Below are 19,912 nucleotides of genomic sequence, written 5' to 3' on the forward strand. Positions count from 1 at the left end.
AATGCTGTTCCTCAAACTGCGTTGACCGGAATCTTGATATAGGAAACGCCATTATCCTCCGGGTCGGGCAGACGACCTGCGCGCATATTTACCTGCACGGAAGGCAGGATCAGATTGGGCATGGACAAAGTCTTGTCGCGGGATCTGCGCATTTCGACGAAAGCATCTTCGGTTGTGCCGTCTTTGACGTGAATATTGTGATCACGTTCCTCGCCGACCGTGGTTTCCCAGGCATATTCGTCGCGTCCCGGAGCCTTATAGTCGTGGCACAGGAATAGCCGGGTTTCGCGCGGCAGGGAGAGCAGGCGGCGGATGGAACGGTAAAGCTGACGGGGGTCGCCGCCGGGGAAATCCGCTCGGGCCGTACCGAAATCGGGCATGAATATCGTATCCCCGACAAAGGCAGCATCGCCGATAATATATGCCATATCGGCGGGCGTATGGCCGGGCACATGTATCGCCAGTCCCTCCAGTTCGCCAATCTTGAAGGTTTCGCCATCTTCGAAAAGATGATCGAATTGCGACCCGTCACGCTCGAACTCGCTTCCGGCATTGAACATTTTGCCGAAAACATCCTGCACACGGATGATATCCTTGCCGATAGCCAGTTTCCCGCCCAGTTTTTGCTGCAGATAAGGTGCTGCAGACAGATGATCCGCGTGGGCATGGGTTTCGATTAGCCAGATTACTTTAAGATTTTTCGAATTGATATATTCTATAATTCGATTGGCGGACCCATAGGAGGTGCGTCCTGAAGCCGCTTCATAGTCGAGCACGGAATCGATGATGGCGGCTTCGTTTGTCGCAGCATCATGGACAACATAGCTGACGGTAAAAGTCGATTCATCGAAGAATCCGGCAATGGTCGGCCGTTTTGCTCTGTCATTTGCTGCTGCGATGATACGGGCGCTGGCCTGTTCGACGGCGGAATCGCTTCTCATCAGACACTCTCCAATCAATTAATGAAATTATGTATATGTATTGATGTTGCTGAGTCAAGCAGGTATGGATGTCTTATGAACATGAACACTGCGCCCTGTGCGGGTCTGCGTATTGGCGATACTGCTCCTAATTTCACGGCCCGCAGTACGCTGGGTGAAGTAAACCTTGCCGATTATCGCGGAGGATGGCTGGTACTGTTTTCGCATCCGGCAGATTTCACACCGGTTTGTACCACCGAATTTGTCGCTCTCGCCAAAGCAGTTCCGCGTTTTGCGGAAATGGATTGTTCATTGATGGGGCTTTCGGTCGATAGCCTGTTTGCCCATCTGGCATGGCTGCGGGCCATTCGGGACCGTTTCGGGGTCGAGATCCGCTTCCCGATTATTGAGGATCCGACACTGGTGATCGGCCGGGCTTATGGCATGGTTGGGGCAGAATCACAGGATAGTTCTGCTGTGCGGACTACGTTTTTTATCGATCCTGACGGGATTATCAGGGCCATGACATGTTATCCTGCCACAATTGGCCGATCGGTCGAGGAAATGCTGCGCATGGTGGCAGCTCTGCAGGCAAGTGATGCGCGCGATGCGCTGGTGCCGGAAGGCTGGCATCCGGGTGAAGCGCTTTTGCGCCAGCCACAACCTTCACTCGATGCCGTATTTGCCAGTGAAGATCCGGCAGCCTGGTTTCTTACTGAAGATATGGGCGGCACTTCCCGATGAGCGGTGCTCCGATCGACAGTTTTAAGGCGTTGGCCCATCCGACGCGGTTTGCCGTTTTGCAATCGCTCATCGGGAAGGAGCGCAATGTTGGCGAGATCGAAGAAGCGACGGGCATAGCGCAACCTGGCCTGTCGCAGCAGCTTGCCGTATTGCGGAACTCCCGTCTGGTGACCACACGGCGCGATGCGAAGCTGGTCTATTATTCGCTCAATACCGAGCTTTTTGTCGATCTTGCCGCGATATTGGCACAATTCGGGCCGGTGGATGACGCCAATATCCCTCCCGCCGTGAAGCGCCGTTTTACGACGGGTGTCGCGACCTTTGCCCGTATGGGATGAAGATCGGGCAAGGCCGATCTTCACCTTTTAATTAACTATGCGGGCCGGGCGGGTGTGCTTGACCAGTTGCAGCGCCAGAATGATAACCAGCGCAATCATGGCAGCGCCAATATACCATGGCGCATCATGCGCTATCGAACCATAAATCATGCCGAAAAGCGGCGGGGCGACAATCCGGCTGAAAGCGTTGGTCGCCATAAGCAATCCCATTGTGCTGCCTTGTCGCTCAGGTGGCGTATTGCGGGAAATCAGGGCGCCTGCTGTCGGAAAGGCCAGACTATGCCCTGCCATGAGCAGCCCCATCAGTAATACGCCGGAGATCGGCAGGCGGATAACCGGCTGCAACAGCATGGACAGGGAAAGCAGGGCAAGCCCCATGGCAATGACACGAGCTTCTCCAAAACGCGCAACAAGCGGGCCGATCAGGAATACCTGCGCGATAAAGCCACCGCTGCCGATGGCCAGAAATGCCCAGCCCAGATCATGCGCTGTCCAGCCGAAATTCTCTTCGCTCCACAGACCGTAAATCGCCTCCATCGAGGCGAAAGCGGCGATTCCGAAAAATCCGATAATGAAAAGGCGAAGCAGAACCGGCTGCGATCCGACAAAGCGGAACGCATCGCTATATCGCGGTAACGGAGCTCCTTTTCCCTTAGGTGGAATCGCATCGCGCAGCACTGTCAGACACCATAGGGAGGCAATCAGCGAGAAACCCCCGGCGATAAAAATCGGTAAGCGGAAACTGGCCGCCGCCACTTCTTCGCCCGCGAACAGGCCCCCGATAACCGGGCCGAAGGCGAAACCCATACTGAAGGCAGCTCCGAACAAACCCATTGTTTTAGCGCGTTTTTCTGGTGTCGAGACATCAGCGATGAAGCCCTGGGCAACGCTCATCGTACCGGAAAAAAATCCGCTCACCACGCGAATGAGGATGGCTGCCCAAAGGGTTGGGGCGAAGGCAAAAGCGAAATAGCTGAGCCCGGCAACGCATGTGGTCAGAGCCAGCACCTTGCGCCGCCCCCATATGTCGGACTGACGGCCCCAATGGATTTCTCCGAAGACGTTACCGAAAGAATAAGCGGCAAAAAGCAGTGCAATTCCGAAAGGCCCGGCGTCAAAGACCTGCCCGTAAAAGGGCAGAAGCGGCAAAATCAAGCTGAAGCCGGCAATATTGATAAAGACCGCGACGAGCAGCGGCGGCAAGCGCTTGTCCATGATATTACAGCCTTATCGCCAGAGTTTGCCCGCGTGTTCCCACATCGCGTTTGCGGTGCTGATCTGTTCTGGCAGATTGTTTTCTGCTCATTTTCCTCTCCCTCATACCGACAACGATAACGATCGTTAAAATTGTCGCAAGGGGAGCAAAGCCTGAAACAGCGGATAAATTCAATCTATCACCTGAATTTGCGCCGTTATCATTGCGCTGCTCTTGGTCATGGCACTGCAAATTCCGCTATAGGCCCGTAGGTGGATGGAATCAGGAGAGCCGCAATGTCCGAATATGTACCTGCCAGTGATCTTCGCGCGGCTTTTTCCGATGCCATGTCGGAGATGTATCGCCGGGAAGTGCCGCTTTATGGCGATTTGATCGATCTGGTTGCGGCTATAAACTCCAAATTTCTTGTAGATAATCAGTATATTAGGGCGGAATTGGAATGCAGTGGCGAGATGGCGCGGCTCGATGTCGAGCGGCATGGTGCTATCCGGGTGGGGCGAGCGGAGGAATTGTCTGCCCTGCGCCGGATTTTTGCTCTGATGGGCATGTATCCCGTTGGTTATTATGATCTTTCTGTGGCGGGAGTGCCGGTGCATTCGACGGCGTTCCGCCCGGTGGAGCCGGCAGCATTGAATGCCAGCCCCTTTCGGATATTTACATCTTTGCTGCGGCTGGAGCTGATCGAGGATGAAGCCTTGCGGGAAACCGCCGGGCGTATCCTTGCCGGACGGCGGATTATGTCCGACAGGGTTATGGAAATAATTGAAATATCAGAGAAAAATGGTGGCGTTCCGGTTGATTTGCAGACGGAATTTCTGCGTGAAGTGCTCGATATTTTTCGTTGGCATCCTGAAGCGATCGTCGATCGGGAAACCTATCGCCAGTTGCACGATGCCCATCGCCTGATTGCCGATGTGGTGAGTTTTAAAGGGCCACATATCAATCACTTAACTCCGAGTGTGCTCGATATAGACGCAGCGCAACAGGAGATGAAACAGCGGGGTATCAGGGCCAAGAGCGTGATCGAGGGGCCGCCCCGGCGTGCGGTGCCGATTTTGCTGCGTCAGACCAGTTTCACCGCTCTGGAAGAGCCGGTCCGCTTTCTGGGCGAGGCAGCGGGTGAAAAAGGCGTGCATACGGCGCGTTTCGGGGAAATCGAACAGCGTGGTGTGGCCCTGACGCCGAAAGGAAGAAGGCTTTACGATCAATGCCTTGCAGAAGCGCGCGGAGTGTCCGGAGCGGCTGCGGAGGATTATGAGGAGCGGCTGGCACAAGCCTTTGCAACCTTTCCCGATGATGCCGCAACCTTGCGCCGGGAAGGCCTCGCTTACTTCCGATATGTGCTTACTGAGAAGGGCCTGAAAAGCACCGAACAGGGCCAGACAGGCTCCGAACAGAGCCAGAACTGGCTCGATGAGGGGCTGATCCGGGCGAAGCCGATCCTTTATGAGGACTTTTTGCCGGTCAGCGCTGCGGGGATCTTTCAATCCAATCTCGGCGGGGCTGAACAGCGCCATTACGATGCGCAGTCGTCGCAGGATCGGTTCGAGGCTGCACTGGGCACTTCGGTATACGATCCCTTCGCCTTGTATCAGCAGGCGCAGGACGATTCGCTGGCGCAGGCCAGGCGTCTGCTCACCGGTGAAGAGAGGTAATCATGCCGGCCAGCCCTCGGCCAGAAAGCGCAGCGCGCAACCGGCCAGAAAAGCGGTGCCGACAGGCAGAGCTGTTTCATCCACCATCATGCGGCTGGAATGAATGCCGCAGCAATGCTGCCAGTCGGCGCCTTCCTCCGCCACGCCGAGGAAAAACATCGCACCGGGCACCTGTTCGAGGACATAGGAGAAATCCTCCGCGCCCATGATCGGGCTGGCAAGCCGTTCGAAGGCGCCGCCCGCCGCGGCCTGCGCCACCGCAGCGCCGAGCGTCACAGCGCGCGGATCGTTGAGCGTCACCGGAAAACCCTCGATAATCTTCACTTCGGCATGCAGCCCGTGGGCGGCGGCGATATTTTCCGCAAGACGCGCGACCGCTTGATGCAGGGCGGTGCGGTTTTCGCTCGACAATGTCCGCATCGTCCCTTTCAGCATGGCATCGTCGGCAATCACATTATGCGCGGAGCCTGCTTCGAGCTGGGTAATGGTGACGACCACCGCATCGGCAGCATTGAAGCGGCGGGTGACGAGCGCCTGCAAAGCGGTGATGATCTCGGCGGCGACCGGCACCGGGTCCACTGCATGATGCGGCATGGAAGCATGGCCGCCATTGCCTTTGACGGTGATTTCGAGCTGATCGGCTGCGGCCATCAGTGCGCCGGGGCGGCTGGCGAGCACGCCATGGCGCGAATTGGGCATGATATGCAGCGCAAAGGCGGCATCGGGCGCCGGATCGAGCAGCCCGTCCGCAATCATATGGCGTGCACCGTGAAAACCTTCTTCGCCCGGCTGGAACATGAATTGTACTTCCCCGGCAAAATCGGCCCTTTTCGCACAAAGCAGCCGCGCGGCACCGGCCAGCATGGCAGTATGCGTATCGTGTCCGCAGGCATGCATCCGGCCGGGCAGGCGGGAGGCGAAAGGCAGGCCGGTGGCTTCTTCCATCGGCAGTGCGTCCATATCGCCACGCAGCAGAACCCGCAGGGGGGCACCGCTGCGCGTGGTTTTCGTGCCCTTCAGCGTGGCGATGGCGCCGGTGCAGGAGGTCGCCTCGCGCCATTCCAGCGGCAGATCGGCCAGTGCCTCGCGCGCTTTGCTCAGCGTAGCGGGTGTGTCGAGGCCCAGTTCCGGCTCGGCATGTATCGCCCGGCGCAGGCTAATGATCGTATCAGACAAAGCCCGCGCATCGGCGAGCAGCGTTTCATGCAGCATGGCACACTCCCGGATTTGCCCGGATGATAGGCATGGTGGCCGCTATATGTCGAGCCACACCTGTCGAGCCATGCTTGCAAAGCCGGGCCGGTAGAGCCGTGTACTCAGGTTTCGGATCGTTTCGCGCGCCCTGCCTCTCGCCCCGTGCTGTCAACGGTGCCATAAGGCAGCAAAGGAGTCTTCTCCTCACGACCGGGAAGGTGCAGCAAGGCGTTGAATAGCAAAGCTTCATTGATTTCATTCACAGCAGGCTCACCTTGGAGCCGCGATTGGCCGATTGACCAACCGGCCCCGCTTGTGCTTCGAGCCGAAGGGGGAACGCATTCGCGATATGTTGCGTCAGGACAGGAAAGACATCAGGTTTGACCTCGCTACTTGCAAAATTGCGGAGTGCCCCGCAGGCCGCTCAGGCCGTTATGCAGAATTTTGGCTGGATGGTGGCGGGGCGCAGCGTCGCGGCGGTCTTTTCGCTGGTCTATCTGGCCATCGTCACGCGCGAGCTTGGCGTATCGGGCTTCGGTAAATTCGCTATTATCACCGGGGCTGCGCAATTGCTGGCCAATTTGCTGGCTTTCCAGACCTGGCAAGTGATCGTGCAATATGGCGTGACGCATATTGAGGAGCGGGACGATGTGAAACTCTCCCGCCTTTATCGCGGGGCGCTGATGCTCGATGTAGTGAGCGCGATCGGGGGGATCTGCGCTGCCGCCGTGATCCTGCATTTTCTGGCCGAACCGCTCAATGTGAAGCCCACCCTCGCCAGAGCCACGCTGATTTTCAACATCATCATGCTGCTGTCCCTGCGGTCGACACCGCTCGGCATTATGCGGTTGCGTGATCGCTTTTCGCTGGCGGCGGCGGCGGAGAGCACGCAGCCGACTTTCCGTCTGCTCGGTGCACTGGCCTGCTGGTTTACTCATCCCACGCTGCAGGGCTTTCTGGTCGCCTGGGCAGTGGCCGAACTGATGACCGCAGCAGCGCATTGGTACGGGGTTTACAAGATCGGCGATATGCCGCTGATTCTCGGAAAATGGCGCGATCAGAGGAAGGTTCTTGAGGACAATCCCGATATTGTCCGTTTCGCACTGACCACCAATTTCAGCCAGTCGCTGAGCATGACGGTCAGACAATTGCCGCTGTTTCTGGTCGGCGGGCTGACCGGCACTGCCGCTGCCGGGGCCTTTCGGCTGGCCGCACAGCTAACCCGCTCGCTGACTCTGGTATCGCAACTGGTAGCGCGCGCCGCTTTCCCCGAAATCGTTCGTGCCGTGCGTCATCTGGGAGTCGGCGGGATTGCCGGGCTGACCTTGCGGACCATGCGTTTTGCGCTGGTCGTGGGGATTGTGGTTTTCGCCTTTGCGATATTTTTCGGTGAAGACATTCTCGAAATGGTCGGCGGGCCGGAATTCGGCCGGGCCTATATCAGCCTGCTCTGGCTGGCGGCGGCAGGCTGTGTCGACCTGGTGGTGGTCGGGTTCGAGCCGAGCATCATGGCGGCGCATCGTGCCCAGTGGTCGCTGATCGCGCGGATGATCGGCACCGGCGTGCTGATCGGCGGGGCGTGGCTGCTGGAGCCGGTGATGGGCCCCGACGGTGTGGCCATGGCGGTTTTTGCCAATGCGCTGACCCAGGCCTTGCTGCTGGGGCTGATTATCGGGCTGATGGTGCGCTCAGGGGAAGGCCGGAAATCCGATATAGCTGTGGTGCCGAAAGATTAGCACTATAATCGGGTAAGCGGATGAGCTATAATTAAGGTGCTATATTGCGCGTGAAAAAGCTGGCCTCCGGGGCCCGGCAACGTCTAAGAGCGCGCGGATGGGCTCTCAACCATCTTCTCTAGCGCGCAAGGCTGCCATTTCCGGATCTGTTGACGATTCGCCGGATAGGCTGGCGCAGCCGGTCCGGATCGGGGCGATCCATAATCCGCGCAGCCATCGCAACAAGAAGGCCGGGCCGCTTACCGTGGCCGATCAGGCGGTGATGACGGTCATCCCCGAAACACAGGGAGAGCTGGATGACGCGCTGGTCCGCTTTGCGCGTGAAAAGGTCGATTATCTTGCAATCGATGGCGGGGACGGCACGATCCGCGATGTGCTGACCCGCGGTGCGCGCAGTTTCGGCGACAACTGGCCCGATCTGATTATTCTGCCCAATGGCAAAACCAACGCGCTGGCAGTGGATCTGGGCGTTCCTGCCGGCACCACGCTGGCCGATGCGATCGAAGCGATTGCGCTGGGCGGGCTGCAGAACCGTATTACGCGCCATCCTCTGCTGCTCGAAAAGGCCGATGGCACGGGCTCTCAGCATATCGGCTTTCTGTTCGGGGCGGGGGCGTTCAACGCTGCGATCGAGACAGGGCAGATGGCGCATCGGTTCGGCGCCTTTCAGAGCTTTGCTATCGGAGTGACGGCGGCGGCCGGGCTGGCGCAGGCGCTGTTCGGTATCGGCAAGGGCGGCTGGCGTCAGCTTGCTCCGATGCGGATACGCGATGACGACAAGGGCACCGAAGTGCCGCATAGCGGGCATGTTGCAGCGGATCTGCGCTATTTTGCCGGTTTCTCCACGCTGGAACGGTTCCCGCTGGGGATGGAGCCTTTCGGTAAGAACAGCAGCGGGCTGCGCTATCTGGTGATCGATGCCCCGCTGCGTAAAGTAATCCTGCGCCTGCCCGCGTTGCTGATGGGAATGGAAGGGCCGAAACTGCCGCGCCTCGGGGTTCATCGCGGTAAGGGAGAGAGTTTCGATCTCGAGCTGGGCGGTAAATTCATTCTCGATGGCGAGGCGTTCGAGCCGGGTCATTACCGCTTGCGGCTGGGACCGGAACTGCGCTTTATCGTCCCATGAGCGGTCCGCCGGAAAACCGCCCCCTGGAAGACCGCCCCCTGGAAGACCACCCCCTGGAAGACCGCATTGCGGCAGGGCTGGAGCGGGATATGCCGGAAGCTGTCCGGGCCTTTGCGGGAATGCTCGCGGCCGAAACGGGCGCGCGGGCAGTGCTGTTTTACGGTTCCAATCTGCGCACCGGTTCGCTGGACGGTGTGCTCGATTTCTATGTTCTGCTGCCCGGTGCGCCCGAAAGCGGAATCTGGCCGCGGGTCAGCTATCGCGAATGGATTTTTGAAGGCACGCCATTGCGCGCCAAGATTGCTACGATGACGCTGGCCAAATTCCGGCAGGCGGCGGCGGGGGCGCTGATCGATACGACGATCTGGGCGCGTTTCGTGCAGCCCAGTGCGCTGGCTTTCGCCCGCGATACGGATGCAGCGCAAGATGTGGCGCAGGCGGTGGCCGATGCCTCGGTGACGGCCGCGCGGCTGGCGGCGGTGCTCGGGCCGGAATGCGGAAGTGCCGAAGATTACTGGGCGGCGCTGTTCCGCGCGACTTACAAGGCCGAATTCAGAGTCGAGAAACCGGGGCGGGAACGCTCGATTCTCGATGCCAATGCGGCGCATTTCGACGGTTTGCTGCCGCTCGCACTCGACCGGGCGGGGATCGCCTGGCAGTGCGTGGGGGCAGAATATCGGATCGATGTGCCGGCGGCCGAGCAACGCCGTGTGCGCCGCTGGTGGAGTAAACGGCAGCGGCTCGGCAAGGCGCTCAATCTCACGCGGCTGGTCAAAGCCTCAACCACTTTCGATGGTGCGGCGCGCTATGCCGCCTGGAAGATCGAACGGCATACCGGGGTGCCCGTCACCATCACCCCATGGCGGGAAAAACATCCCGTTCTTGCAGCGCCCGGCGTGCTGTTTTCGGTCTGGCGCCGGCGTGGACGGCAGAGCGGGAGCCGGAGTCGCGGGTGAGGTCGGAGTTGGGGCTGAGCAACGCTCTTCGTACCGGAAATGCAAAAAGGCCCGCATCGTTGCGGGCCTTTTCGGTTTCGCAAGCCGCCTGTGCGGCCCGCTCGAATACGGCGCAGGCGGCTTACGGATAGCGCAGCGTGATCTTGGTGCCGAGATTGGTCTTGCCGATATTCAGCCGGACCGAACTGAAGGTCGGAATTCCTGCCAGAGTGGAGGGATTATTGGTAAAACCGAACCCTTCGGTCGGCAGACCCAGCCCGCTGCGGTCGAACTTCCGGTTGCCGTTCTCGTCATGATAGACGACGATGGCATAAACCCCCGTTTTGGGCACGAAGATGCAGGTGCTGGTTCGGCCTTCTTTGGCTTTGAACCGCTCGGTATACATCGAGCCGTGGCTGGCGAGGAATTTGCTCGAATCGTCGTCATACAAGGTGACGCCGATCAGCCCGTTGCTGTTACGCACGCCTTCGACCACCACATGGACCCAGGTGTCGCTTTTCGGGCCCTGGCAATAAGACGGCGCTTCTGCCGCCGCAGCGGGAGATGCCGTCGCGCCCAGAGAAAGCGCCAGAGCGGTGGTGAGACCCGCCAGCGCGGAGCGGAATTTGATGCCTTTTTTCATTGAATATCGACCTCGAAATTGCTTTCTCGGGGTGGCTGTGCGTGCCCCTGTCCACTGGCCTATTCAGCCTTTTCCAGGACGCGGTTCAACCCCGTTTTTCCGCTATTTTATCGCCCATGGCCAGTGAATGATCCGTGAATTGTGCGGTTAGCTTGCGGAAAGGCTGGCTGTGCGTGTCGATGACCGTACAGCTTGACGGCATAAGACAATTCTGCCGGGCGTAGCGGCTCTTTTGCTTCCCGGAAAGCAAAGTCATGTGGAAAATGGAGCCAATTCAGCTTGTCCGCTGATTCGCACAGGCTTAAAGCTGGATTATGAGCATCCCCCTTATTTCGCCTTCGATCCTGTCTGCCGACTTCGCCCGTCTGGGGGAGGAAGTGCGCGCGATCGACGCCGCCGGGGCGGACTGGATTCACATCGATGTGATGGACGGGCATTTCGTGCCCAATATCACCATCGGCCCCGCTGTGGTGAAGGCGTTGCGCCCCCATTCGGACAAGCCGTTCGATGTGCATCTGATGATTTCTCCGGTGGATTCCTATCTGGAAGATTTTGCCGAGGCGGGGGCCGATATCATCACCGTCCATCCCGAAGCCGGGCCGCACACGCATCGCACCGTGCAGGCGATCAAGGGGCTCGGCAAACAGGCGGGTATTTCGCTCAATCCCGCAACGCCGGCCAAGATGCTCGACTATCTGATCGACGAGATCGATCTGGTTCTGGTGATGAGCGTCAATCCCGGTTTCGGCGGACAGAGTTTCATTTCCAGCCAGCTTCGCAAGATCGAGGCGGTGCGGAAAATGATCGATAAGACCGGGCGCGATATCCGCCTTGAAGTGGATGGTGGCGTCAATGCACAGACCGCGCGGCAATGCAGCGATGCCGGGGCCGATGTGCTGGTCGCCGGATCGGCCACATTCAAGGGCGGGCCCGGGGCCTATGCCGCCAATATCGCTGCTCTCAAAGGCCTGCCCGAAAGCAGCGCCGCATGAAGGAGGCCGCGATCTCCGGGCGCCTGGCGCTGGAGGGAGACGCGGCCGGCGATGCACAGGATATGGCCCTTCCCCTGGACAGCCTTCACGAAGATCTCGTCCTGCAGGATGAAGAAGAGAATGGGGAACGCGGTGAGCTGATCCAGCCCGGTCGCTCGCTGGCCGTGACTCATTTTGCGCCGCCTTCCATCGGTCCGGCGGAGCGCTTTATGCGCTTTGCCTATCGCCTCGGTGTGCCCGGATCGACTCTCGCTGCACCGTTTCGCAAGCCCGCAAGGCCGCGTCTGCTGGCGACGGTGGAGAGCCCGCTGGAAGGCAACCGGCAGGCGGGGATGGCGCTGCGCGCAGGCCATTTCCTGATCCACGGGGTGAAAGCGCCGATTGCGCAGCTCGATTTTTCGCCCACCGCCAAGATCACACCGCCTTTCGAACGGGCCATGCACGGTTTCGGCTGGCTGCGCGATCTGGCAGCGTCGGGCACGCGTGACCAGTGCAGCCAGACGGCCGAGCGTTTGTTCATCAACTGGATGAATGCCAATCCCGAAATCGGCAAAGGTATGCCCTGGAAAGTGGAGCATGCAGGGCACCGGCTGCTTAACTGGCTGGTCTATGCGCCGCTGATCATGTCGGGATCGGACAAGGCCCTGCGCAATCGTGTCCTGACGCTGATGGCCGACACGGCGCGCTGGCTCGATCGCAATGTGAACCACGCAGACGATCTGCTCGGTGAGATTACCGGCTGGTGTGCGATTACGGCGGCGGGGCTGCTGCTGCCCGATGGCAAGCCGCGCCGTCTCTATGGCGAAGCGGGACTGATTCACGCGCTGGGCGATTTCGTGGGCGAGGATGGCGGCGTCCTGTCGCGCAGCCCGCTCGGCCAGATGGAACTGATGACATTGCTGATGGATCTTTCCGCCTGTTATCGCGCCATGCGCCTGCCCGTGCCCGACGCGCTGGAGGCGATGCAGACCATGCTGGTGCCCCCGCTTCTGGCGCTGGTTCATTCGGATGGCGGGCTCGGCTGCTGGCAGGGTTCCGGCGCGCTCGATGCGCAGGCGCTCAGCGCACTGATCGAAGCCAGCGGCGTACGCACCCGTCCTTTACGCAATCCGCGCCAGTGGGGTTATCAGCGCGTGGCGACCAAAGGCAGCGTGCTGCAATTCGACACCGCACCGCCGCCGCTTGCCAGACATGCGCGCCATGGCTGTGCTTCGACACTGGCTTTCGAATTTTCGCATGGGCCCCATCGTCTGATCGTTAATTGTGGCGGTGCAGCCTTTGCCGGCGGGCAGGTGCCTGTGCGCGTTGAACAGGGTCTGCGCGCCACGGCAGCGCATTCCACGCTGGTGCTCGACGATGCCAATTCCACCGCCGTCCTTATCAAGGGCAAGCTGGGCAAGGGCGTGAACGAGGTGGAGCTGGACCGGCGCCTGCTGGAAAGCGAAAACGGAACTGCGACTCGAATCGAAGCGAGCCATGATGGCTATGCTTCGCGCTTCGGGCTGATTCATCGCCGTATTCTTATCCTGCGCGATGATGGAACGGAATTACGCGGCGAAGATCTTTTACTTCCCTCGGGGCGGCGTGGACAAAAAGGCAAAGTGCCATACGCCCTGCGTTTCCATATTGGCCCCGCTATTGAGCTGGGACTTGCGGAAAACCGCAAGAATGTGGGTTTCGCTCTGCCCGATGGAAGCTATTGGCAGTTTGTCTCCGGCTCTGGCGAAGTTGCCATAGAGGAGAGCATGTGGATCGATGGCAGCGGCAGGGCTCACCCTATCCAGCAATTGGTGCTACAGGGGCTGGCCTCTCGCGGTGGAGGAAATTTCTCCTGGCTGCTGAAAAAGATGGGATGATATTTACGTGAGTGATGTGACGATCAGGCGGGCGCTTCTTTCTGTGTCCGACAAAAGCGGTTTGGCGGAACTCGGCAAGGCGCTCAGTGCGCGCGGTGTGGAGCTGGTATCGACCGGCGGCACAGCCAAGGCACTGCGCGATGCCGGGCTGGATGTGAAAGACATTTCCGAACTGACCGGCTTTCCCGAAATGATGGATGGCCGCGTGAAGACGCTGCATCCGATCGTCCATGGTGGCCTGCTGGCCGTGCGCGACAATCCCGAACACGCTGCTTCTATGGAAGAGCACAATATCGGGGCGATCGATCTCGTGGTGGTCAATCTCTATCCCTTCGAAGCCACTGTGGCGCGCGGGGCCGAGCGTGATGAAGTGATCGAAAATATCGATATTGGCGGCCCTTCCATGGTCCGCTCCTCTGCCAAGAATCACAAATTCGTCACCATCGTTACCGATGCGGGCGATTATGGCGAGCTGATGGAAGAGCTGGAAAGCCGCAATGGCGCCACTTCGCTCGATTTCCGTAAGAAGATGGCAGCCAAGGCCTTTTCTGCCACGGCGCGTTACGATGCAGCGATCAGCCAGTATTTCCTCGGCACCGATCAGAAGCAGGCTTTGCCCGATCAGTTCTCGCTGGTGGCGACCAAGCTGTCCGAACTGCGCTATGGCGAAAACCCGCATCAGTCCGCAGCGATCTATCAGCCTTACGGTTCGAGCGAAAAAGGGCTCGCGCAGGCTGAACAGGTGCAGGGCAAGGCGCTGAGCTACAATAATTACAACGATGCCGACGCTGCACTGGAACTCTGCGCCGAATTCAAGGGGCAGGCACCGGCTGTCGTGATCGTCAAACATGCCAATCCCTGTGGCGTGGCGCAGGCGCCCGATCTGTTGCAGGCCTGGCACGATGCTCTGGCCTGTGACAGCGTTTCGGCCTTTGGTGGCATTGTGGCGGTCAACCGCCCGCTGGATGGGCCGACGGCCGAAGCCATTTGCGAAATCTTCACTGAAGTGGTGGTGGCGCCGGGGGCTGACGATGCGGCCAGGGCGGCCTTTGCTAAAAAGAAGAATCTGCGCCTTCTGCTGATCGACGAATTGCCCGATCCGCGCCGGACCGGTTTCGCACTGCGCCCGATCACGGGCGGCCTGCTGGTCCAGTCGCGCGATAATGGCGCGGTGGCCGAAGCCGCTCTCAAGACCGTGACCAAACGTGAACCGACCGAGCAGGAACTGAAGGATTGTCTGTTCGCCTGGACCGTGGCCCGCCATGTGAAGTCCAACGCCATCGTCTATGCTAAAGACGGTGCCACAGCCGGTATCGGCGCGGGTCAGATGAATCGCCGCGACAGTGCGCGCATTGCCGCGATCAAGGCGCGCGAAGCGGCCGAAAAATACGGCTGGGATACGCCGCGCACGCAAGGTAGTGCGGTGGCATCCGATGCGTTTTTCCCTTTCGCGGATGGTTTACTGGCTGCGGTGGAAGCCGGCGCCACGGCAGTAATTCAGCCGGGCGGATCGATGCGTGACGATGAAGTTATTCAGGCTGCCGACGAGGCCGGTCTGGCCATGGTGTTCACCGGAATGCGGCATTTCCGTCACTGATATAAAAAACTATTGCGCGCTATTGAATTGATGGCGCCAAGGATTAGATAGGCATGTAAGGAAGCATGCCACATCGGTCCGTCCCATTTTTGTGGCGGGCCGGTCCTGTATTCACCGCTGGGAAATTGCGGCTTCCTGATTGAGGGGGGCGGATACAGGATTGAGAGTTGAAGAGTTGAGTATGGAATTGTTCAAACCTGACCTTTATCGAGCCTTTTTCGTAGGCTTCGGCGTAACGGCTGTCAGTATGGCGGTCTATATTCTGCCGCAAATGGTGTGATGTGATGCGAAGGCGGATCTCTGCCTTCGCTGCCTTTTTCATGGCCCTGGCGGCGTCTGCCTGCCAGGGCCATGCTGCATCTGCTGCAGAAAATATTGTCCGCGCACCGGTTGCCGCGAGACAAGCGGAAGAAGCTACGGGGCTCAAAACCGCCATTTTCGCCGGAGGGTGTTTCTGGGGTGTGGAAGCGGTTTTCAGCCATGTGAAGGGTGTGCGCAGCGCCGTTTCCGGCTATCATGGCGGCACAAAAGCGGATGCTTCTTATCGCCGGGTGACAAGCGGTAAAACGGGCCATGCCGAAGCGGTGAAGGTCGTCTACAACCCGGAAAAAATCCGTTATGATCAGCTTGTGCGGATCTTCTTTTCGGTGATTGCCGATCCCACACTGAGCGATCGGCAGGGGCCCGATATCGGCACGCAATATCGTGCGGCTCTGGTGCCGCTGGACAGCGAACAACGGCTGGTGGCGCAGGCCTATCTGAAGCAGATGAAGGCCAGCGGTCTGTGGCAGGACCCCATTGTTACGCGGATCGAACCCCTGCGGACATTCTATAAAGCGGAGAAGTATCATCAGGACTTCGCCCGCAAACATCCCGATAACGGCTATATACGGCGCTGGGACGCGCCCAAGGTAAGGGCGCTGAAACGCCTCTATCCCGCAGTGTATCGGGCAGATTTCGTCCGCGGCTGACAAAGAGGTATTTGGCCTTAGCTTGCAGGTAATTGCCGTTCGGTCCGCGGTACCCTATATCGGATCGATGGCACATTCACATCATGAACATTCGGGCACACAGCTTGTGGAAGCGGCGCAATCGGTGCTGACCGGGGCCGGCGAACAGTGGACGGCTATGCGTGCCGATGTGTTCGAAGCTCTGGCAGCGCAGGACCGGCCCGCTTCGGCCTATGATATCGCCGAGGTCGTGGGGACGAAGCGCGGCAAGCGCGTGGCGGCCAACAGCGTCTATCGCATTCTCGACCTGTTCGTGCGGACCAATCTCGCCAACCGGATCGAGAGTTCCAATGCCTATCTCGCCAACAGCCATCCGGGCTGCCAGCATGATTGCATTTTCCTGATTTGCGACGATTGCGGCATGGCCACCCATCTGGATGACGACAGGCTGACCAGTGCCCTGCGCGAGGCTGGCCAGCGGCACGGTTTTGCCGATGTCCGCCCCGTGGTGGAGCTGCGCGGCCTGTGCAACGATTGTGCAAGCAGCTGATTTTACGCAGAATCCGAAATTGAGCGATTCATCGACAGGTCCGCAAAGGGAGTGTAAGCGGAAGTGATGACCAAAGCACCGGTTACCCCTCTTCTCGATACGGTTACGACACCGGACGACCTGCGCAAGCTGCCCGCGGGCGAGCTGCGTCAGCTCGCCGATGAACTGCGCAGCGAAATGATCGATGCCGTCGGTTCGACCGGCGGCCATCTGGGCTCGGGCCTGGGTGTCGTCGAACTGACTGTGGCGCTTCACTATGTGTTCAATACGCCCGATGACCGGCTGATCTGGGATGTGGGCCATCAGGCCTATCCGCATAAGATACTCACCGGACGGCGTGACCGTATCCGCACCTTGCGGCAGGGCGGCGGCCTGTCGGGCTTCACCAAGCGGTCCGAAAGCGAATATGATCCTTTCGGGGCAGCGCATAGTTCCACTTCGATTTCGGCAGGGCTTGGCTTTGCCATGGCGAACAAGCTGGCCGGCACGCCGGGCAAGGCGATTGCGGTGATCGGCGATGGCGCGATGAGCGCGGGCATGGCCTATGAAGCAATGAACAATGCCGAACAGGCGGGGAACCGGCTGGTCGTAATCCTCAACGATAACGATATGTCGATTGCGCCGCCGGTGGGCGGTCTGTCGGGCTATCTGGCGCGGCTGGTATCTTCCGGGCGCTTTCTCGGCCTGCGCAATCTCGCCAAGAAATTCGCCAAACGTTTGCCCGCACCCTTGCAGGATGCAGCGCGCAAGACAGATGAATATGCCCGCGGCATGGCGATGGGTGGCACCTTGTTCGAAGAGCTGGGCTTCTATTATGTCGGCCCGATCGACGGACACGATCTCGACCAGCTTCTGCCGGTTCTGGAAAATGTCCGTGACGCAGCCGAAGGGCCGTGCCTGATCCATGTGGTGACGCAGAAAGGCAAGGGCTACGGCCCGGCCGAACAGTCGGCGGATAAATATCACGGCGTTCAGAAATTCGATGTCATCACCGGCGAACAGAAGAAAAGCGCAGGCGGTCCGCCAAGCTATACCAATGTCTTCGCCAAAGCGCTGATCGCCGAGGCCGAGCAGGATAAGCGCGTCTGTGCGATTACTGCTGCCATGCCCTCCGGCACGGGGCTCGATAAATTCGCCGCGCAATTTCCGGAGCGCAGTTTCGATGTCGGCATTGCCGAACAGCATGGCGTGACCTTTGCCGCCGGCCTGGCGGCACAGGGTATGCGGCCCTTTTGCGCGATTTATTCGACCTTCCTCCAGCGCGCCTTCGATCAGGTGGTGCACGATGTAGCGATCCAGAATCTCCCGGTGCGCTTTGCGATCGACCGGGCCGGGCTGGTGGGCGCCGATGGCGCGACCCATGCAGGCAGCTTCGACGTTACCTATCTCGCCACTCTGCCCAATATGGTGGTGATGGCGGCAGCCGATGAAGCCGAGCTGGTCCATATGGTGCATACGGCGGCGCAGCATGATTCCGGCCCCATAGCCTTTCGCTATCCGCGCGGGGCGGGGACGGGTGTCGCCTTGCCCGAAACCCCGCAAATGCTCGAAATCGGCAAGGGCCGGATGGTTCGTGGCGATGCGAAGACAGGGCGTAAAGTGGCCATATTGTCACTCGGCACGCGGCTGGGCGAAAGTCTCAGGGCGGCCGATCAGCTCGAAGCCAAAGGGCTTTCCACAAGCGTTGCCGATCTGCGTTTCGCCAAGCCGCTCGATAGCGCGCTGATTCGCAAGCTGATGACCACCCATGATGTGGTGGTGACGGTGGAAGAAGGCAGCATTGGCGGGCTCGGTGCGCATGTGCTGACACTGGCCAGCGATGAAGGGCTGACCGATGCCGGGCTTAAAATCCGCACTATGCGTCTGCCTGATATTTTCCAGGATCAGGACGCACCGGATAAGCAATATGACGATGCTGGTCTCAACGCCCCGCAAATCGTCGACACGGTGCTGTCCGCCCTGCGGCATAATAGCGCAGGCGTGGCCGAAGCGCGCGCCTGATCGCTCTTTCCCCTGACAGAAGTGCCCCCTGTTCCGGCCTATTGCAGAGGCAGGAACAGCTCGGTGACGGTGTCGGTTTCAGGCACATCCGGAAAGAGTGTAAGGCGCTGGCAGAATAGCGGATAATCGCGCAACTTTTCGCCGCTTTGGGGAAGCCAGTCGCGATAGAGAAAAAGCGCCGGTGCGCGCAGATTATCGCTCTGGCCGGTTATTCTCAGGCGGCGCAGCGCCCGGCCGGAATGGTGCTGGACCGGATCGCGGGATCGTCGGGCAGCGAAGCGTGGCTCTCTGTTTGTGCCGGATATGCGAGGGCGGCGCTTGACCGATCTTGCGCTTTTTGACGCAGGCGGAGCGGATGTCAGGCGAGTCTTGCGCCGTTCGGCACCTGGGCAGGCACATCGGCCAGCAAAATATGGATGGCCCTGCTCATCGGCAAAGCCGAGCAGCAGCACTTCGGAGCGAGCCGGGCCGATCTGGCGCCTGGGAAAATTGACTACCGCCATTACCCTTTTCCCGGGCAGATCTTCCAGCGTGTAATTCTCGGTGATCTGGGCAATGCTTTTGCGGATGCCGACCCCTTCTCCAAGATCGATCTGAAGCTTGTAGGCGGGATTGCGCGCTTCGGGGAAGGGATCGGCCTCTGTGATTGTGCCGGCCCGAATGTCCACCTTGAGGAAATCCTCGAAAGCGATTTGCGCAGCCGCTTCTGCGGCGGGATCGTGAATCAAATGCATAATGCGTCGTTCTAATCGGTCAGCCGATCCAGCGCCAGAGGCCTGCGGGAATACCGGCTGCGGGTATATGCAGCCAGGTCAGCCCCAGCCACAATATTATGGCAAATAGCCACAAGAACGGGCTGAGCGTGAACAGCGCGCGCCAACGCGGCCAGAAACACGTTCGCCTTTCCCAGCTTCGCCAGGCGACGCCAAACAGATGCTCTTTCTTGCGATCCTGCAAATGCGCCCCAACCAGCGCCAGAATCAGAATGGCCAGAGCCACTATCATCGTTCGCCAGCTCCAGAACAGGATCAGATGCGAGGCGGCCCATAAGACGAAGCCCCACATCATCGGATGGCGAGTGACGCGAAAAACGCTGCGGACGCGGATCGGAATTTGCAGCGCGCTGGCAGGATTGGGCAAAGCGGGATTATGGCGGAACGAACCGAGCACCATCACCAGCGCAACGATGCTGAGCAGGCTGGCGACAACCCAGCCGGTTTCTCCGCTTCCCGGCAGATCCGGCGAACCTGCTGCGCGAAAGGCGAAGGCCATCCATCCCATCGCCGCCAGCGCGATAAGCGAATAGACGAGCAGAAAGAGCCGTTCGCCCAGCAGTGCCACAAGCGGGGCACGCAAAGGATGAGAGAGCAGGAAATGGCTGCCCACAAAGGTTGCACAGGCGGCGCAGAGCAGGAGCAGAGGAAGGTCGATCGCCATTGTCGGGTTCACACTCTGATCT

At 59.6% G+C, this 19,912-nt stretch carries 19 protein-coding genes and 1 pseudogene; 12 read left to right on the forward strand and 8 right to left on the reverse strand.

All coding sequences use genetic code 11. From position 1 onward, the window contains the following. Positions 1–11 precede the first annotated feature (11 nt). Positions 12–941, reverse strand: a complete 930-nt coding sequence (locus D6851_RS04350; protein WP_120323663.1) for an MBL fold metallo-hydrolase — start codon at positions 939–941, stop codon at positions 12–14. Between the two features lie 75 nt (positions 942–1,016). On the opposite strand from D6851_RS04350, the gene D6851_RS04355 reads away from it, so the two are divergent. Next, a complete protein-coding gene (locus D6851_RS04355) occupies positions 1,017–1,664 on the forward strand; it encodes a peroxiredoxin (RefSeq protein ID WP_120323664.1) in 648 nt (215 codons plus the stop codon). Beyond that, positions 1,661–2,002, forward strand: a complete 342-nt coding sequence (locus D6851_RS04360) for an ArsR/SmtB family transcription factor (protein WP_120323665.1) — start codon at positions 1,661–1,663, stop codon at positions 2,000–2,002. The genes D6851_RS04355 and D6851_RS04360 overlap by 4 nt, the downstream gene beginning before the upstream one ends. Before the next feature lie 27 nt (positions 2,003–2,029). Here the strand turns inward: D6851_RS04360 and D6851_RS04365 are convergent, their stop codons facing one another. Beyond that, positions 2,030–3,217 (reverse strand): MFS transporter, encoded by a 1,188-nt coding sequence (locus tag D6851_RS04365; RefSeq protein WP_120323666.1) that lies wholly within the window; start codon positions 3,215–3,217, stop codon positions 2,030–2,032. A gap of 276 nt (positions 3,218–3,493) precedes the next feature. Here D6851_RS04365 and hglS point away from each other — a divergent pair, with 276 nt between their 5' ends. Continuing rightward, a complete protein-coding gene (hglS, locus tag D6851_RS04370) occupies positions 3,494–4,873 on the forward strand; it encodes a 2-oxoadipate dioxygenase/decarboxylase HglS (protein ID WP_120323667.1) in 1,380 nt (459 codons plus the stop codon). Here the strand turns inward: hglS and D6851_RS04375 are convergent, their stop codons facing one another. Further along, entirely contained in the window at positions 4,874–6,085 is a 1,212-nt protein-coding gene (locus D6851_RS04375; protein ID WP_120323668.1) for a M20 metallopeptidase family protein, read from the reverse strand. A 104-nt stretch (positions 6,086–6,189) separates the two neighbouring features. Further along, positions 6,190–6,330, reverse strand: coding sequence for a hypothetical protein (locus D6851_RS17725; RefSeq protein ID WP_183029986.1), 141 nt, complete (start codon positions 6,328–6,330; stop codon positions 6,190–6,192). A gap of 117 nt (positions 6,331–6,447) precedes the next feature. On the opposite strand from D6851_RS17725, the gene D6851_RS04380 reads away from it, so the two are divergent. From D6851_RS04380 to D6851_RS04390, 3 genes are all read left to right on the forward strand, one after another. After that, on the forward strand, positions 6,448–7,803 hold the full coding sequence (locus D6851_RS04380; protein ID WP_147395431.1) for a lipopolysaccharide biosynthesis protein: 1,356 nt from the start codon (positions 6,448–6,450) through the stop codon (positions 7,801–7,803). Positions 7,804–7,900: 97 nt separating this feature from the next. Then, complete coding sequence (locus D6851_RS04385) at positions 7,901–8,929, forward strand: diacylglycerol/lipid kinase family protein (protein WP_120323670.1); 1,029 nt, start codon at positions 7,901–7,903, stop codon at positions 8,927–8,929. Further along, on the forward strand, positions 8,926–9,885 hold the full coding sequence (locus tag D6851_RS04390) for a hypothetical protein (RefSeq protein WP_238473936.1): 960 nt from the start codon (positions 8,926–8,928) through the stop codon (positions 9,883–9,885). Before D6851_RS04385 ends, D6851_RS04390 begins: the two co-directional genes overlap by 4 nt. A gap of 121 nt (positions 9,886–10,006) precedes the next feature. Here D6851_RS04390 and D6851_RS04395 read toward each other — a convergent pair whose 3' ends face one another. After that, entirely contained in the window at positions 10,007–10,507 is a 501-nt protein-coding gene (locus D6851_RS04395; RefSeq protein ID WP_120323671.1) for a DUF2141 domain-containing protein, read from the reverse strand. 314 nt (positions 10,508–10,821) lie between these two features. Here D6851_RS04395 and rpe point away from each other — a divergent pair, with 314 nt between their 5' ends. The 6 genes from rpe (at position 10,822) to dxs (ending at position 18,453) form a co-directional block, all read left to right on the forward strand. Continuing rightward, positions 10,822–11,499: a ribulose-phosphate 3-epimerase gene (gene rpe / locus D6851_RS04400; protein ID WP_120323672.1), complete on the forward strand. Its 678-nt coding sequence runs from the start codon at positions 10,822–10,824 to the stop codon at positions 11,497–11,499. Beyond that, entirely contained in the window at positions 11,496–13,355 is a 1,860-nt protein-coding gene (locus D6851_RS04405; RefSeq protein WP_120323673.1) for a heparinase II/III family protein, read from the forward strand. The genes rpe and D6851_RS04405 overlap by 4 nt, the downstream gene beginning before the upstream one ends. A 7-nt stretch (positions 13,356–13,362) precedes the next feature. Beyond that, a complete protein-coding gene (purH, locus tag D6851_RS04410) occupies positions 13,363–14,952 on the forward strand; it encodes a bifunctional phosphoribosylaminoimidazolecarboxamide formyltransferase/IMP cyclohydrolase (RefSeq protein WP_120323674.1) in 1,590 nt (529 codons plus the stop codon). 284 nt (positions 14,953–15,236) lie between these two features. Then, entirely contained in the window at positions 15,237–15,923 is a 687-nt protein-coding gene (gene msrA / locus D6851_RS04415; protein WP_120323675.1) for a peptide-methionine (S)-S-oxide reductase MsrA, read from the forward strand. Positions 15,924–15,990: 67 nt separating this feature from the next. Then, positions 15,991–16,452: a Fur family transcriptional regulator gene (locus D6851_RS04420; protein ID WP_120323676.1), complete on the forward strand. Its 462-nt coding sequence runs from the start codon at positions 15,991–15,993 to the stop codon at positions 16,450–16,452. Positions 16,453–16,518: 66 nt separating this feature from the next. Next, on the forward strand, positions 16,519–18,453 hold the full coding sequence (gene dxs, locus D6851_RS04425) for a 1-deoxy-D-xylulose-5-phosphate synthase (protein ID WP_120323677.1): 1,935 nt from the start codon (positions 16,519–16,521) through the stop codon (positions 18,451–18,453). 38 nt (positions 18,454–18,491) lie between these two features. Here the strand turns inward: dxs and D6851_RS18270 are convergent, their stop codons facing one another. The 3 genes and pseudogenes from D6851_RS18270 to D6851_RS04435 all read right to left on the reverse strand — a co-directional run bounded on the left by D6851_RS18270 (position 18,492) and on the right by D6851_RS04435 (position 19,902). Then, positions 18,492–18,815, reverse strand: coding sequence for a GyrI-like domain-containing protein (locus D6851_RS18270; RefSeq protein ID WP_338014739.1), 324 nt, complete (start codon positions 18,813–18,815; stop codon positions 18,492–18,494). Beyond that, positions 18,812–19,187 (reverse strand): annotated as a pseudogene (locus D6851_RS04430) (tRNA-binding protein). Before D6851_RS04430 ends, D6851_RS18270 begins: the two are co-directional and overlap by 4 nt. A 19-nt stretch (positions 19,188–19,206) precedes the next feature. Continuing rightward, complete coding sequence (locus D6851_RS04435; protein WP_238473937.1) at positions 19,207–19,902, reverse strand: NnrU family protein; 696 nt, start codon at positions 19,900–19,902, stop codon at positions 19,207–19,209. Between the last annotated feature and the right edge of the window lie 10 nt (positions 19,903–19,912).

It is taken from the genome of Altericroceibacterium spongiae (genome assembly GCF_003610805.1).
GTDB lineage: Bacteria > Pseudomonadota > Alphaproteobacteria > Sphingomonadales > Sphingomonadaceae > Altericroceibacterium > Altericroceibacterium spongiae.

Coding starts and splice junctions, on each gene's coding strand:
- D6851_RS04355 (WP_120323664.1), top strand. CDS start 1,017: ATGAACATGAACACTGCGCCCTGTGCGGGTCTGCGTATTGGCGATACT.
- D6851_RS04385 (WP_120323670.1), top strand. CDS start 7,901: ATGGGCTCTCAACCATCTTCTCTAGCGCGCAAGGCTGCCATTTCCGGA.
- D6851_RS04420 (WP_120323676.1), top strand. CDS start 15,991: ATGGCACATTCACATCATGAACATTCGGGCACACAGCTTGTGGAAGCG.
- D6851_RS04365 (WP_120323666.1), bottom strand. CDS start 3,217: ATGGACAAGCGCTTGCCGCCGCTGCTCGTCGCGGTCTTTATCAATATT.
- dxs (WP_120323677.1), top strand. CDS start 16,519: ATGACCAAAGCACCGGTTACCCCTCTTCTCGATACGGTTACGACACCG.
- D6851_RS04375 (WP_120323668.1), bottom strand. CDS start 6,085: ATGCTGCATGAAACGCTGCTCGCCGATGCGCGGGCTTTGTCTGATACG.
- D6851_RS04395 (WP_120323671.1), bottom strand. CDS start 10,507: ATGAAAAAAGGCATCAAATTCCGCTCCGCGCTGGCGGGTCTCACCACC.
- D6851_RS04360 (WP_120323665.1), top strand. CDS start 1,661: ATGAGCGGTGCTCCGATCGACAGTTTTAAGGCGTTGGCCCATCCGACG.
- D6851_RS04390 (WP_238473936.1), top strand. CDS start 8,926: ATGAGCGGTCCGCCGGAAAACCGCCCCCTGGAAGACCGCCCCCTGGAA.
- D6851_RS04405 (WP_120323673.1), top strand. CDS start 11,496: ATGAAGGAGGCCGCGATCTCCGGGCGCCTGGCGCTGGAGGGAGACGCG.
- msrA (WP_120323675.1), top strand. CDS start 15,237: ATGCGAAGGCGGATCTCTGCCTTCGCTGCCTTTTTCATGGCCCTGGCG.
- D6851_RS04350 (WP_120323663.1), bottom strand. CDS start 941: ATGAGAAGCGATTCCGCCGTCGAACAGGCCAGCGCCCGTATCATCGCA.
- hglS (WP_120323667.1), top strand. CDS start 3,494: ATGTCCGAATATGTACCTGCCAGTGATCTTCGCGCGGCTTTTTCCGAT.
- rpe (WP_120323672.1), top strand. CDS start 10,822: ATGAGCATCCCCCTTATTTCGCCTTCGATCCTGTCTGCCGACTTCGCC.